This is a genomic window from Nocardia sp. CDC519, assembly GCF_059509835.1.
Window position 1 is genome coordinate 4,298,208 of sequence record NZ_CM183377.1, and the last position, 14,814, is coordinate 4,313,021.

The following is a 14,814-nucleotide window of genomic DNA, read 5'->3' on the forward strand; positions in this document are numbered from 1 at the left end:
AATTTCGGTGTCCTTCTTCAGCGGGGCGGCGTGAACGCGATCAAGTCCGCCGGCGGTACCGCGACGGCGGCAACGGGGTTGGTGCCCGCGGTGGCGGGTAGCTCGAGGCGCCAGTCGTCGTGGTGCCAGGTGAGCTGGGTGTGGTTGCGGGTGAGCGAGTTGTCCGGGTGCAGGCTGTAGATGTCGATCTCGGCGACATCCGGGCTGTAGCCGGCGACGGTGTAGCCGAGGATCTTCGGCGCGCCGTCGGTGACCGGGGCGGTGATCGAGATCTGCGCGCGGGCCAGCGCCCAGGCATCGCGACCGGCGCCGGGGGCGAGCATCTGGTGCCCGATCACCGCCCAGTCGCTGTCGGGCGCGACGGAGATCCGGACGGTGGCGTGGATCGCGGCCAGCGCCGCACCCGCCGGTGACCGGTCGAACCCACCTGCGACCGGTCCGTCCGTCCGCGCAGGCCCCTGGTCGGCGCTCGGCAGGGCGACCCCCTGATAGCTGGTCCATCTCAGGCCCGTGGGGGCGACCGCCACCGCGCTCACCGTGGCGTCCGGTGCTGACCCTCCCGTGTCGGGCGCACCGCAGCTGGCGCACACACCGGCAATGAGGGCAACAGACACTGTGGTGGCCAGCTGGTGGATGCGTTGTCTTGCAATGGCATTCATGAGATCGCCTCTAGGTCGTGGAGGTTCAGGTGGACAGGACGGCGGCGGCGATGCCGCTGGCGGATCCGAGGAGCGCGGCGCCCGACAGTGCGCCGATGAGGCCTTCGATGCTTTCCTCGCGGTAGATGCGGATGCCGAGGAGTCCGGCGACGAAGATGGCGCGGCCGACACACAGCAGCAGCACGAACCAGGCCAGATAGCCGAGCAGTTGCCCCAGCGGGGCGAACACTTGCGGCGGCAGATTCATGGCGCGCCTCCGGTGACGACGGCACCCATGATCATTCCGGCGGTGGTGGCGATGATTCCGCCGACGAGCGCGGCCAGGATGATCTTCGGCGACTCGACCGCACCGCCATGAAAGCGTTCCCACCCGAATTTCCCGCCCGCATAGATCAGGGCGGCGACGCCGGCGAGCATGACCAGCCAGGACAGGTAGTTGACCAGGTTGATCAACTTCTCCGACCCCGGTGGCGGTTTCGGGTTGACCGTGATGGTTTGGGCGAGGACGATCACCGCCTCACCGGCCGCGTACATGGTGGTCATGGCGTGGGCTCCGAATCAGACAGTGCCGCAGCGTGTTCACGGGTGGCGGCGAGGTGGGTGAGGATTTGGGTGCCGGTGTGGTGGACGTCGGCGGGGACGGCGTCCCGCAACCGGGCACGTCGCGGTGGTGGCGGGTCGGCCGGCTGGTATTGGGCGAGTTCGTCGAGCTCGCATGCGAGGAGTTCGTCGTGCCAGCCGATCTCGTAGACGTGCTCGACCAGGTCCGCGACTACACCCCGGTAGCGGCGCACCACGGCCGGGATCCTGCCGGGGCGGGTGGGGGTCAAAACCAGCCCGATCACCGTGACCCCGTCCGGGGCCAGCCCGGCGTGCCATTCCCGCAGCCGGTCCGCGGCGGCGGTCAGCCCGGGCATGCCCAACCTCGCTGCCACCAGCACGTATCGAGTCGTTGCCGGTGAGGCCGGCCATGCGAGCCCGGTGTCGGCGGCCGGTGCCCACCACCGCGCCAGCGTCGACGCACCCGCCCCGCCGTGGGCACCCATCACCGCGAATAACGGCGGGTAGCGGCCGGTGACCGGCAGCGGCGCGTCCCGCACCGGCGCCCGACGCGCCGGGGCGGCGACCGTCGCCGGATCCAAGCGTGCGCTCGCCGCGCTGTTGCGGCGGGCCAGGCGAAGGACAGGCGCGGACATGGTGGATCAGCTCCGCCTCTGGATGTTGGTGATCACGGTGTCGGGTTGGCTGGGGCGGACGTTGACCAGTTGCAGATAGTCGATACGGGACCCGTCGGGCCGCACCTCGACCACGTGTACCTCGGCGGCGGTCTCGGCGATCGGGGTGATCGCGACACAATGCCTGGTGCCCGGCGGGATCGACCCGATACCTGCCGCCAGCGCCTCGACCACGATTCCGGATTCGGGGCCGAGGAACCGCATCGCAGCATGGGCGCTCCGCTGCACGTAGTAGGCATGCTGGAAGCCCGCGATCACCCCGGCCAGGCTGTGGTTGTCCCCCGCCGCGTCGGTGACCGTGGTCCCGGTCAGGCCCTGGCACGCAATCGGTACGGTCGTCGAGGTCGGTGGCGCGGCAGTGATCGCCGGGACCGCGGCCGGTATCTCCTCCCGGCCGCTGAGGGAGACAACACCGAGACCGATGATCACGGCGGATACACACAGGGCGGCAGTCACGCCCGCCCATGCCCGGCCAGGCACACGCGTTTCCCGCGCGGCGGCGGGTCGTGGGTTGGGGGTGCGCCCGATCCAAGCCCATTCCTCACCGCCGTCGCTGGCGCCGGGCAGCTTTGCCACCGCCGGTCTGGAACTCGGGATAGGTTGCGGTGCAGCAGTTTCGGTGTTATCGAGCCATTGCCAGCCTGGCCCGGTCTGGGCGGGGTTATTGGTGTCGGTCATTGTGGTGGTCACCTCCCTGCACGGAGTCGCGGTGGTGGGATGGGTTGGGGCCCTTCGAGGGGCGAGTGCCGGGGAGAATCAGCAGACAGGTCGGGTACGTCTGCGGACTGTTGATCTCGCCCCGCGAAGGGGTCTAAGGGCCGCCGGTCGCCGGCCGGGTCGACGGCAGCCGCGACGGTGGCGCGGTCGCGTCAGGCGCTGGCGGCGTGGTCGGCAGCGTCGTTGGGGTGGTGTTCTGGGCCGTGGATGGCGTGGCTGGTGGTGGGTTGGTGGTGGCGAGGTCGCGAGCGGCAGCGGTGAGCCAGTCGGCGACGGTCGCGAGTATCGAGCGGCCGGTCGAGGTGGAGGGAATCGTCTGATATGCGCCGTGGCGGCCGCTGGTGTCGCTGTAGTGCGCGGCCGCCGAAACCTCATACAGTTCACCGGGATCGGTGATCAGACCGGTGACCACGTCGAAGGCGTCATTGATCCACCCGATCGCGGTCTGCGGCGGCACCAACTCGACCACCGCGCCGGCGAGTTTCGCGCCGAGTGAGGCGACCGCGCCCCAGGGGTTGGTCAGCCCGACGGTGGCCAATTCAGCGATCGTGGCAGGGGTGAAGACCTTCTGCGCCACCGTGATCGCCGCATTCAGTCCGATCGTGCCGACCTTGAACAACGCCGCCAGCGCCTCGTGCGGACCCGGCGCGACCGTGGCCGGGTCGGAGGCTTCGGCAAGACGTTGCGCCAGGGGTTTGGCCGGGTCGTAGGAGAGTTGGTCGAGGCTGGTGCCGGTGAGGTCCTCGTTCACGACTTCGATGGCGGTGGTGTAGATCGTGGCCGATAGCGCTTGGGCGACAGTGGAGATCGCCGCGACGGGGTCGCGCAGGTCGCTGCGTGCGGTGACGTTGGCGACCGCGGCCGCCAGGCCACTGCCCGGCGGGGTGTCGCAGGTGGCGTCACCGGCCACACACAGATCCGCGACCCGCCCAGCCAACGCACCGAACGACGCCACCGTGGACGGTCCGAGCGCGGTAGCGATGCCTGCCCCGGGCAGGCCAGGATTGTTCAACGTGATCGCTGCGGTGTGGGTGCCGGCTGTCCCTGATGGTGGTGCCGGAGTGCTGGCGTCGGGACGGCCCGGCAAGGCGGGCGTGTTTGCGGGCCGACTCGGGTTGGCCAGCAACGCGATTGCGGCGATCTTGCCGGCGGGCACCCGCGATTGACTGTGCCCGACGCGTTCGGCGAACCGTGCCACTGCGGCCGCGCCCTGGGTGTAGCCGACCACCGCGACTTGGGTGTGCGGGCAGCGGTCCACGACCTGCGCGGCGGTGGCCTCCAGGTCGGCGGCTGCGGCACTCACGGCGTCCTCGAACGCCAGCGGCGCCCCGTCGGATGTGTGGCCGAACCGCAGGTACACGCGCTGCACCAAATCACCGGCCGCAGCCGCAACTGGGGCGAAGACCTGCCCGAGCGCCCCGGTATCGACATTGCTCGGGGTGTCGATAGAGGTTTCCTCGCCACCCTGCACCCCGATCGCATACAGCACGGGGCATGAATCACCCAGCGGCGCAGTCGTATCCGCAGCGGCTGTTCCAGCGGCGAGGGCAGATCCGATCGCAGCCGATGCGAGAACCAGGGCGATTGCGCGGTGGCGTGTGGTTCGGGCTGTGTGCTGGCGAGGGTTCATGGCGAGTATCGCGATCTGGTCGAAGGTGTTGAGGGTGGCCTGCCCCGCCTCGTGGACGAGAGGTGGCGCGGGCGGGGCAGGCCGATTCAGGTGGTTTTCGGTGGTGGTGGGATGCGGCGGTGGGGCAGCAGCGCGGTCAGCCGCAGCAGCGCGTCTTCGCTGCCTTTGCTCGCGGTGCCGGCGTGGCCGGTGAGGAATTCGCGCCAGCTCACCTGCACGCCGCGGTCGCGGTAGGTGTGGTAGAGGTTGCGGCCCATCTCGATCGGGACGATGGCGTCATCGGCGCCGTGATACAGATGCGCCCGCGTCTGGGGGATGGCGCGGCCGGTGGTTTCGTTGGCCAGCAGATACCGCCACATCGGGTCATTCCACGGATCCGGCCGCTCGCACCACTGCCCTAACGACTGGTTGCGGTAGGTGGTGAGTAGGGCGGCGGTGTCCATGGTGGCGGCGGTCTCGGCCATCTGATAGCCGTCCTCGGTGAGGATGTGCGCGACTGGCAGATGCCGGTAGGCGCGGGCCAGCCCGATCAACGCCGCGACCGCCAACCCCGCCCACACGCCCCCATCGGCCGCGGCGATCAGCGCGCCCGGGTCCGCGGCGACCGCGCCGGCCACTACCCCCCGCAGATCGATATCCGGGGCATAGCGTGGCTGCTGTTCGGCCGCCCATACTGCGGCGCGGCCGCCGTCGCCGTATCCCCAGACCGCGACCGCCGGATCCGGGGCATCCAGCTCCGGCAACGCCCGGACCACACGCGCCATGTCGAGTAACGCCCGCGCCGCGTCGCCGCCGGCCAGGAAACGGTGTGGACCGATCCCGGTCACCCCGAGCCCGTGCCCGTCGGGGACCGCGACGGTCCAGCCGCGCTCGAGCAGGGCGGCGATGTGGTGGGCTTCGGCTTCGAACCCCGCCCCGGCCAGCAGCTGCGAGGGCGCGCACCGCCCGCCCAGCCCGTGGAACACGGGCGCGTAGATGACGACGGGCAGCGGATCGGCGAGATCGTCGATGTCGGGGGTGAGCACGATGCCCGACGCCGCCACGGGTGCGCCGAACCCGGTACGGGAGGCGTAGAGGATTTGCCAGGCCCGGGCGGCGTTCGGCAGCTGCGGGGTATCGACGGGGCGGCGGCGCACGATCTGGCCCGGCGCAGTATCGAAAGTCATCACCGGGCTTGCGTAGAAGGTGTCGTCGGCGTTTGCCGTCGTGAGCAGGTCTGTGGTCATCGTCATCGGCTTCCTGCGATGTCGTGGGCGGCGGCGATCAGCCACGCGGTGCCCGAGGTCAGTTGCCCGGTGGTGGCGTAGCCGTTGTGGCGGGCGACGGTGTCGCCGTAGCGGGCCCACACGGCAGGGTTGATCAGATCGGCGTTGTCGGTGACCAGCTGCCCCCACGCCGCGCCAAGCTGCCCGGCCAGCTTCGGCACCAACACCAGCGGGTTCGCCGCGACGGTTGCGGTGATCTCGGTCCAGCGGCCCGCCGCCGCACCCGCCTGCTCCGGCGTCGGTGCCGGTGTCCGGGGGTCGGCGGCCTCGATCAACCGCGCCGCCAATCCCTGCTGCGGCAGGTAGTCGACATTGCCGGCACCGACCTGGAAGTCGTTGAGAATGACGGTGGTCCACGCGTCCCCGAGCGCTGCATTGAATAGGCTGTGCATCGAGGCGACCGCAGCGAACGGGTCGCGCAGGTCGGCCTGGGCGGCGAGTTCGGCACCGACCCGCAGCAGGGCCGCCCGGTCGGGTGCCGAGCAGGCGAGGTCGCCGTCGGTGCAGATATCGGCCACCCGCCCGGTCAACGCGCCATAGCTGGCCTCACCACCCGCGATGCCGCTACCGGCGGCCGGTGGATGCGGTAACTGCACGCCGGCCACGGCGCCCCCGCTGGTGCCGGGAGCCGGGTCCGGAACCGACTGGCCCGGGCGTCCAGGAAAGACGGGAGCTCCCGGTGCCCGGTCGGGATTGGAGTACAAGGCGATCGCCGCGATGCGATCCGCGCTCACCGGGCCTAATCCGGAGCCGACATCGCGGGCGAACATCGACAAAGCTTGCGCGCCTTGGGAATAGCCAACGGCGGCGATCATGGTGCCAGGGCAGGTGTTGGCGACCTCGGCGGCAGCGGCGTCAAGGCGCTGGCGGGCGTCGGCCACCGACGCGGCATACGGGTCGGCGCTGCCGCCGGGCACCGCGCCGCCGAACCCGGCGCCGTAGCTGATGTAGGCGCGCTGCACCAGCTGAGGCACGGTGGCCACGACCGGGCCGAGCAAAGCGCCGATGACGCCGGTGTCGGCCAGTGGGTCGGCTGCGGGTGAGGATTGCCCGGTGCCCTGGATACCCAGCACGAACAACGCCGGGCAGCTCGGACCGATCGGCACGGCACCTGCCTGCCCGGCACCGGAGGCGCCAGCGATCGACGTGACGGCAGCGGTCACCGCGACGGCGGCAGCGACGCGGGATCGAGTGGTGGTTGTCACGGCTGTCCCACCCCCACGCCGGCGCCGAATCCGGCGCCGATGGTTCCGGCGGCGACCGCGGCCACGACGGCGACCGGGATTCCGATCACCGCGGCGCCGGCGGCCGCGCCCGCAGCCGCACCGAGTGCCGTCCCCGCCACACCCGAGGTGACGGTGCCCACGACCGGCACGGGGACCACGGTGCCGAGCGCGGCGCCAGCGATCCCGCCGATCGTGCCGCCGATCGCACCGCCCACCGCCGCACCCACGGCCGCCACCGGACCACCGACACCGACCGCCCCAGCAGCTCCCCCGATCCCGGCACCGGCCAACGTCGCACCGCTCACCCGGTCCGACCGCCCCGCCGGGATACCAACCGAGTCCAGCGCCGTCGCCACCTGCGCTTCAGCGCCGGCAGCTGCATCGTTGATGCCGTCGGCGAGGTGTGGTGGGAGCCATGCTGGGCGCGGGGCCTGCCACTGCCCGATCCGGATCGTGTTCTCCGGCGCCTCGATCGGCGCAACTGGCGGAACCGGTTCGGGCAGATGAAGTTCTTCGATCCGCACCGGTTCCACCGGAGCGTCCGGCGGCGGCACCGGCCGCGACGGAGCCTCGTTCCGGATCTCCGGAGGCTGCACGTAATACACCGGAGGTGAAGCAGGCTCCGGCGGCACCTCCTCCTGCGCTGGCGGTTCCGGAGGCGGCGGTGGCGGTGGCGCCGGGGGCGATGTCGTGCCGGGCTGGGCGGGGACGGTCACGCCGGGCTGATCGGCGATCACTGCCGCGGAATCGGTCAACGCCGCAGCATCGCCAGCGCCGGCCACAATCACCACCGGCACCGCGCCCATCAACAGCAGACGCGCACCACGCCCCTCGCCCGAACCGCGCGACCGAACCGCACCGGCACCCTGCCGGGCCATGAGATGGCGCGTCGAGTTGCTGTGAGATGCACAGGATTTGGGCATGACAAATAGACCCTTCGTCACAAAGGAAGAATGAAAAGAAGAGAATCGCGCGACGGTGCGCGGAAGATTGCTCGCCTCCCAGGCACCGAACCTGTTCTGGGAGGCGGTTTTCAGCTACCGCAGTGTCAGAGAAGCGGCAGGATCAGGGTCAGGCCGTTGATGATCACCGACAGCCCGTTGTTCAGTACAGACAGGCCGAGGTTGAGGTAGTCGAGAATCACGATGGGATCCACGGAGGATTTCCTTTCGCCGGAAGTGGACTTGCACCACCATCCAAACCGTGAAAAGGGCTCCCGCGCTAGGGTTTCGAGTGGACACGATTGTTGTAAACACTGCAGTGGCCAATCGCGATAGGCCGCTGACCAGGCAATTCCATCCAATTTGCTGCCGCCAGGGTAAAAGACCCTTTGGCGTCACGCGCGCCGCCAACAACGGCACGTCCGGGACTTGAGCACAGATTCAGCAATCCAGACGAGCGGGCGATTCGCGACATGCCTTGCCGGTCGGTACCCACTCTGGTAGAACCGGAAACATCTGTTCGGGGGAACTTTTCAGCATATCTGTGCCCCACCCTTCGATGGAAGACCCCAAGAAAGGGGGACTTCCGGCCATGACCCGGAACCCCACACGCCGACCCCACCCCACCGACCACGAGCGCCCGCACATCCCGACCCTTGGCAGCGCCTGCCTGCAGATCCGCAACACGCTCGGCATCTCCCGCGCCACCGCATACCTGCGCCACGGCGTCAGCACTACCTACCTCGCCAAGATCGAAAGCGACCGGGCCATGCCCTCACTGGAGGTACTCGAACAACTCATCGCCGGCTACCGCTGCGGACCTCACCAGGCGCGCTACCTGCGTGAACTCCGCGCACCAGCAGTCGACCTGGACGCTCCCGACAAACTGCGGCAGCTCGTCGCCAGCGATACAACCCTGATCGCCCAGCTGACCGACCTCACCAATCGCGGCATCCTCGCCGCCTACGTCGACCCGCTGTGGAACATCCTGGCCTGCAACGACAGCTTCCGCGCGGCCCTGCCCGGCATCGAGTCCACCGACTGTATCCCCACCTGGCTGTTCACACCCGAGGCCCGGGAGGTCCTCGTCGAATGGGAAGCCGAAACCGCCCGCGCCATCGCCACCACCAAACCCGTCCTCGCCCGCTACCGCGACTCGATCCAGGTCCGCGACATCATGCGCCGCCTCGGCCCCAACAGGGACTTCCAACGCCTCTGGGCACCCACCGTCGAGGTCATCTACGGCCGCCCCGTCACCGACCTCCTCCACATCCGCGACCCACACTCCGATGAACTCACCTCACTGCACCTGGTCATCGCCGAACCCGGCCACCCCTACAACATCCAATTGCTCATCGCCACACCCCAGCCATATTCCGGCCCCCCAGATCCCAAACGAGCCCCCGACACGCCGGACACGACACACCGATGACTACTAGAACGCCGCCGTCTCCTCGCGCGATCCGGGCCGATGGCGATTCGCGACAAGCCATCCGCCTCGTCCGCACGCAACACACCTACAGCAAACATTTGCATCCGCCGGTTGCTTGACGCCGAAACGCCGGATCCACGTTGCCACCCGCAGCCGAATCTGGCTGCCAGAATTCGCGCGAGTCTTCCAACGGGCGAGTACACCCTTCGGATTCAGTTGCCGATAAGCGAATAAAACAATTAGATCGAATCGGTCGATACGAAATGCGGCGCAGGTAATACCCTGGGTGGTGGGCACGGGGTTCACCTCGATCGGTGTCTTTCCATCGAAAACTCGTGCTGCAGAGGTGACTAGGGATCGTGACGAATCGGTCGTGCCGAACTCACTACATCTGCCACGGACCTGCCCGTGTCATATGCTTTGGACAGGCCACTGACCGGCTGCTCAATATGCGACACCAATGCTCGATTTGCGTCATCGCGGAGGGGGGGCTCGAATGAGCGATCCGACTTACCATCTCGACCAGCTCGACACCAGCGAGCACCCGCGAGCCGAACGGCTCGATAGCTGGATGGGCTACGTAACCGGACACCACGGTGCGTTGTCGTACTCGTTCTCCCGAGACAGCAACGGCTTCATCGGAAACAGCAGAACGGCACATGCCGGCGATCACAAGCTGGTCGAGTTCACCTCCCACGCCGCCAGTTACCGGCGCACCCCACGCCACCTCCGCGACAACGACTTCGGTGACCGCGTTTCTCTCATCATCCCGGTCACCGGCACCGCTGTGCTCGAGCAATCCGACACCCAGATCACCCTCACACCAGGACAACTGGGCGTCATCTCGATGGCCAGACCACTCACGCTGACCCACAACAGCAACGCCAGAATCCGGATGCTCACCTTCCCCCACGACGAAATCAACAACATCCTCCGGCGGACAGCACCGCTCACCGGCCACCAAGGTCGCACCGCCCACGCCGCCGTCTCCGCCCTGACCTCAACACTGGTGACCCATCGAGAGTCGGTCACCGGCACCGAATTCCTCGCCATCACCACCCGCCTTACCGACCTCCTCGCCGAAACCCTTCACGAACAACACGCCCCACTCGCCAGCCGCCTAGACCGCCTCGCGCACGACGCCCGCACCTACATAACCAACAACTCCGGCCACCAGTGGCTCACACCCGACGCCATCGCCGAACACCTAGGCTGCTCGAAGCGCACACTCGAACGAGCACTACACGACACGGGCACCACACCTGCCAAGCTGATCCGCGACACTCGTCTCGCCGCCGCATACCGGCTCCTGACCGACCACCGCAACCGGCAAACGATTCACGAAATCGCGACCACCAGTGGCTTCCCCTCCATCGCCGCATTCAACAAGGCCTTCCGCCATCAGTACCAGGCGCCGCCCAGCCGAATCCGGGCTACCACCGCGAACGCTGATGGAACGCACGCCAGACGATCCCCACAACAGGATTGAGCGACACTGGGCTGAAGATCAAATTCGCCGCTAGGCTACTCACCCATGCTGACTCGGTGTGCGCTTCTACCCAGCATTGAACGTCGATGGCAATGTTCCGGGTTGAACACCAACCTCGCGGAACAGCACAGATCGAACCGCTAGGTCAACACCTTTCCGGGCCACACCCTCGCCGTCAAGGACAAGGAATTTGAGCACCCGTGTCCACCGAAACAAACCGATGACGGACGCCGGACGATCACGCATCTCGGAGAGCACCAGGATCGCCGGCCGTCGCGCTCTCCACCGCACAGACTCCCCCAAAACTGCGACTTCAATCACCGATAACGCGCTATCAGCGCAGTTGTTCGATGACTGGAGCGAACGCATCCAGATACGGCTCCAGCACGGTGACATACGAAAGACCGAAACGATCCTGCCGTTCGCGCAGTTGCTGAGCCATCTCAAAGGGAGTGCCGAACAACAACATTGGCAGGTCGTCAGGCGCTTCGCTCGGCAGCATCGCGCCGAAGGCGTCAAGAACGGCGTTGCGCTCGGACGTCGCAGCGACTGCGTGCACGGGCATATTCAACTCAACACTGGGGGCCCGCTCCCCCAGCATGCTTCGGACGTAGTCAACGCGACTGTCAATTTCCGTTGCACCAGCAAACCGGGGGACCCCACCGGGCCCGATCGCGGCGCCAGTGAGCGCGACAATGTCACCATGCGTGGCAGCGAGCTTCAACATGCGGTCACCCCAACCGGCAATAAATAGAGGTGGACCACCAGGTTGGACTGGGCGCGGCTGGCTATCTGGGTCGGCGAAGAGCTTACGTAGGGTCTCGACGGTGCTCTCGACGTGACCGACGCGCTCACTGCCAGTGCCGAACGGCATCCCCGCCTTCTCGAACTCCGCCTGTACATAACCGGCACCAAGGCCTACCTCAAGGCGCCCGTCCGTGAGTTGATCGGTACCGGCAACGTCGCGGGCGAGTAGTACGGGGTTGTAGAGCGGCGCGTTGAGCACGAAGGTCGTGAGCCGTACACGTTCCGTAGACTCAGCTGCGAGAACCAATGCAGGGAATGGGGCGGGCATTCCGAGATGGTCGGCGACTCCGATCACATCGTAGCCGAGCGCCTCCGCTCGACGACATTTGTGTATCCACCCCGCCCGCGATTCCGGAACAACCATCGTCACTCCGAACCGGAATCCGCGTTGCTGCAACACGACTCTTGTTTACCATGTCGACGTGGAGGCCGCTAGGCGAGAACCGCTCCGACAGGGTCATCCCTGACTTGCCGATTTATGCCCTTCTAGGACCTCATGCCAGTCGGCTACCTGCCCTCGATAACAGACGTCTACCAGTAACAATCCCGTCAACCTGTTTGAACGGCGATGGGCCGCCAATCGGAGCAACCGTCGCGTCCCTGGCCAGCCATCGACAAGCCATCCCGCAGTAGTGCTGGCATCCCTGGGAGGTTGCGCGTTGACTGTTGGCGATATCAAAGGCGGCTTGCAATTCCGGCCGGCACGGAAGGTCGCGCACACCTGGACGCGCCGGATACGGTCTGCTCATTAGCGTTACGATCTGTGTGCCCGACCTGCGGAACGATGGTCTCACTCAGGCCGGGTGGCGAAATCTCTGAATCTGAGCGATGCACACCACCTTGCGGTGTCCCGCACGACGCGACTGGGATCAAGGACCACTCGTATCCGTGAGTGTGCGCGGGCCATTTCTGGCGAGTTCTGTCGAAGTACGCTTTCATTGAGTTGGGAGATTCAGCAGGCGGGCCAGGAAGGCCCCCATGCCGACACATACTCGCCGCTCCGCATCAAATGGTCGCTCCAATCGGGCCACCTGGCGCGCCCTCGTCTCCAGCGGCGTAAGGCCATTTTTCTGGTCATCCAACTGGATTATCGCCACCTGGGTATCAGATTCAGGTCACCTCGTAACCGCAACTGACAGGTTCGCGCTGGCGGTGGACTACTCGTTGTATTTGCAGGGAGCAGCGGCGAGCGCTGGTCCGCCGATAGGCGGGACATCCATCCCAGTAGGTGCACGCACTAGCTCGATCAAGGCGGTTCAGCAATCCGGTAGCGAACTTCAGCCCCTTGAGCAATCAGGACCTACCGATGTCTTCTGATCATGATCCTCGATCTCGGCCTATCCGCCGATGGGCAACTACAAGTGAGGCCGCCGCATACATCAAGGTCCATCCAGAAGTGCTTCGTCGCTGGAACCGCGAGCGTCACAAACACGCGTGGCTGCCCAAGCCCAAGCGGGTCGGGAAGGACCTTCGCTGGGACCTCAACGAGCTCGACACCGCCCTCGAGGGACAAGCGGATGACCAACCTCAACGATTAGCGAAGGAGTAGCTATGCTCTTTTCTCTTACCCTCGAGCACTTGATCATCGACTCAACGCCACGCTGGGAAGTTTCACAGCACAACTCAGCGAGAGGTCAGCCAGAGTGCGCGTCCTTCACACGCCTCACGAAGGTCGGAGGTTCAGGCAGCAGTGGCTAGAACTGGGCGGCCTCCGCGAGATCTAGGGGTCCCAGGGTCGGTCAGGTTGACTAGGCTCCGGCCGGGCCACTGGATGGCCGATACTTTGGTGCGTGACCGTAGTGGCCGACCCCGGCGGGTAAGCAGAGTCTCGCCAGATCGCTTCGACAGTCGAGGCAGGCGGGTGCCCGACAAGGACGGCAGTCGCGCTGCGGCCGCCGCGCGGGCAGCAGCGGCGGCGTTGGCGCCGGACACTAGCGGGCAACTGACCCTGCAAACGACTGTCGCCGAACTCTGGACCGTCTATCGTGCGCACTTGGTCAAGAAAGGCCGCGCGGAAAACACCCTGCGGCTGTATGATCGCTGGGCCGCGTTACTGGTGGATGAGTACGGCTACCGGCGCATCGGCCCCGCCGAATTCACTACTGGCACTGTCGAATCGTTCCTCGATGCCGTCGCGAATAACCACGGTCGAGGATCCATGCTTAATGCTCGATCGATGCTATCCGGCATGTTCCGGTACGCGGTACGCCGGGGCCCGCTCCATGTAAATCCGGTCCGTGAGGCGGAGATCCCAGAGAACGTCGCCCCGAAGGGTCGCGTCGGCGGAGCAGCGCACATTGGTGTCGATGAGCTCTGCTTCATCTTGGCATCGGTGTATTGGTCCACGGTGCCATGCCCACGGAAACTGACCAAAGCCGAGGAGAAGCGAGGGATCCGTTCCTATACCCCTCCGACGGTCGCACAATTCTGCGAGGGCGCAGACCTCGCCGACGTTATCGCGATCATGGGCGCAACCGGCCAACGCCCCAGCCAGGTGCTCGGCCTCGCATGGCCGTTCTACGACCGGGAACGCCGGACAATCCGGACTGTCGGCAAGGTCGTGCGCATCCCTGGAAAGGGACTGGTCCGCGTCGTCAACGACGACGACCCGAAGAATCCCCAAGGCACGATTGCGCTCCCCGATTTCGCCGTTGAGGTCCTCGACCGACGGTGGGAGCTGCTACGGAAGAGGAAGCGGGACTGCCCACCCCCTGGCAACTACGACGTTGACCTGATCTTCCCGACATCAAAATGGACACTGCGCGACCCGGTGAACGTCAACCATCAATGGCAACGTGTCCGCGAGGCCCTCGGGCTACCGGACGATGTCGTCCCCTACTCGTTCCGCAAACTCGTCGCAATGATCTTGGATGACGAAGGGTTGTCGGCGAGGGTCACCGCCGACGTCCTGCAGCACGCCGATCCGGCCATGACTCAGCGAAAGTACATGGCCCGAGGGCGGGTGCATCACACCGCGGCTGCGGTCGTCCACAGTGCGGTGATGGCCGGGCTCGGCAAGCCGGCGCAGGATGACGCCGCAATCGGACGTGACGCGACTTTCTTGAGACTTAGTTGCGAGTTCGGCGGCCGTGGTACGAAAATGGCCCCTGACCGTGCAGAGTGAACTGCCGGTCAGAGGCCTTTCCTGCTCCCCCATCTGGACTCGAACCAGAAACCTGCCGATTAACAGTCGGCTGCTCTGCCAATTGAGCTATAGGGGACTATCCTGTTGGCTCGTTTCGTTCCGGGCGAGCCGAGGTGAAACTTTAGCGTATCGGTGGGCGGGGGCCCAAATCGTGTCGTCAGAGGGGGTTGAGGGGGCGCTGAGCGGGGCATCTGGGGGGTGGGCGGATCGACAGGGGTGGTGGGCTTCGGGCAGGATGTAGGCCGCGGACAGGCGAACGGGAGGAGCT

The 14,814-nt window shown here is 66.6% G+C and carries 13 protein-coding genes and 1 tRNA gene; 3 read left to right on the forward strand and 11 right to left on the reverse strand.

What is annotated here, in order from left to right:
* Positions 1-17: 17 nt before the first annotated feature.
* From AC5W7N_RS19270 to AC5W7N_RS19310, 9 genes are all read right to left on the reverse strand, one after another.
* Positions 18-659, reverse strand: a complete 642-nt coding sequence (locus AC5W7N_RS19270; RefSeq protein ID WP_130915474.1) for a DUF8175 domain-containg protein — start codon at positions 657-659, stop codon at positions 18-20.
* A gap of 25 nt (positions 660-684) precedes the next feature.
* Positions 685-906, reverse strand: coding sequence for a hypothetical protein (locus tag AC5W7N_RS19275; RefSeq protein WP_130915473.1), 222 nt, complete (start codon positions 904-906; stop codon positions 685-687).
* On the reverse strand, positions 903-1,202 hold the full coding sequence (locus AC5W7N_RS19280; protein WP_130915472.1) for a hypothetical protein: 300 nt from the start codon (positions 1,200-1,202) through the stop codon (positions 903-905). Before AC5W7N_RS19280 ends, AC5W7N_RS19275 begins: the two co-directional genes overlap by 4 nt.
* Entirely contained in the window at positions 1,199-1,855 is a 657-nt protein-coding gene (locus AC5W7N_RS19285) for a hypothetical protein (protein WP_130915471.1), read from the reverse strand. The genes AC5W7N_RS19280 and AC5W7N_RS19285 overlap by 4 nt, the downstream gene beginning before the upstream one ends.
* 6 nt (positions 1,856-1,861) lie before the next feature.
* Positions 1,862-2,323: a DUF8176 domain-containing protein gene (locus AC5W7N_RS19290; RefSeq protein WP_462782722.1), complete on the reverse strand. Its 462-nt coding sequence runs from the start codon at positions 2,321-2,323 to the stop codon at positions 1,862-1,864.
* Positions 2,324-2,705: 382 nt separating this feature from the next.
* The gene (locus AC5W7N_RS19295) at positions 2,706-4,100 is read right to left on the reverse strand and encodes a cutinase family protein (RefSeq protein ID WP_165448773.1); all 1,395 of its coding nucleotides are present in this window, start codon (positions 4,098-4,100) and stop codon (positions 2,706-2,708) included.
* 227 nt (positions 4,101-4,327) lie between these two features.
* Positions 4,328-5,473, reverse strand: a complete 1,146-nt coding sequence (locus AC5W7N_RS19300; protein WP_130915468.1) for a lipase family protein — start codon at positions 5,471-5,473, stop codon at positions 4,328-4,330.
* Complete coding sequence (locus AC5W7N_RS19305) at positions 5,470-6,711, reverse strand: cutinase family protein (RefSeq protein WP_232051996.1); 1,242 nt, start codon at positions 6,709-6,711, stop codon at positions 5,470-5,472. The genes AC5W7N_RS19300 and AC5W7N_RS19305 overlap by 4 nt, the downstream gene beginning before the upstream one ends.
* On the reverse strand, positions 6,708-7,487 hold the full coding sequence (locus AC5W7N_RS19310; protein ID WP_130915467.1) for a hypothetical protein: 780 nt from the start codon (positions 7,485-7,487) through the stop codon (positions 6,708-6,710). The genes AC5W7N_RS19305 and AC5W7N_RS19310 overlap by 4 nt, the downstream gene beginning before the upstream one ends.
* 778 nt (positions 7,488-8,265) lie before the next feature.
* Between AC5W7N_RS19310 and AC5W7N_RS19315 the strand changes: the two genes are divergently transcribed.
* Positions 8,266-9,105 (forward strand): MmyB family transcriptional regulator, encoded by an 840-nt coding sequence (locus AC5W7N_RS19315; RefSeq protein WP_165448772.1) that lies wholly within the window; start codon positions 8,266-8,268, stop codon positions 9,103-9,105.
* Positions 9,106-9,601: 496 nt separating this feature from the next.
* Positions 9,602-10,594, forward strand: a complete 993-nt coding sequence (locus AC5W7N_RS19320) for a helix-turn-helix domain-containing protein (protein WP_165448771.1) — start codon at positions 9,602-9,604, stop codon at positions 10,592-10,594.
* A 334-nt stretch (positions 10,595-10,928) separates the two neighbouring features.
* On the opposite strand, the gene AC5W7N_RS19325 is transcribed toward AC5W7N_RS19320, so the two are convergent.
* Positions 10,929-11,801, reverse strand: a complete 873-nt coding sequence (locus AC5W7N_RS19325) for an LLM class F420-dependent oxidoreductase (RefSeq protein WP_462782723.1) — start codon at positions 11,799-11,801, stop codon at positions 10,929-10,931.
* Between the two features lie 1,461 nt (positions 11,802-13,262).
* Between AC5W7N_RS19325 and AC5W7N_RS19330 the strand changes: the two genes are divergently transcribed.
* Positions 13,263-14,525, forward strand: a complete 1,263-nt coding sequence (locus AC5W7N_RS19330) for a site-specific integrase (RefSeq protein ID WP_232052364.1) — start codon at positions 13,263-13,265, stop codon at positions 14,523-14,525.
* 24 nt (positions 14,526-14,549) lie between these two features.
* Here the strand turns inward: AC5W7N_RS19330 and AC5W7N_RS19335 are convergent.
* Positions 14,550-14,622, reverse strand: a tRNA-Asn gene (locus AC5W7N_RS19335).
* Positions 14,623-14,814 lie beyond the last annotated feature (192 nt).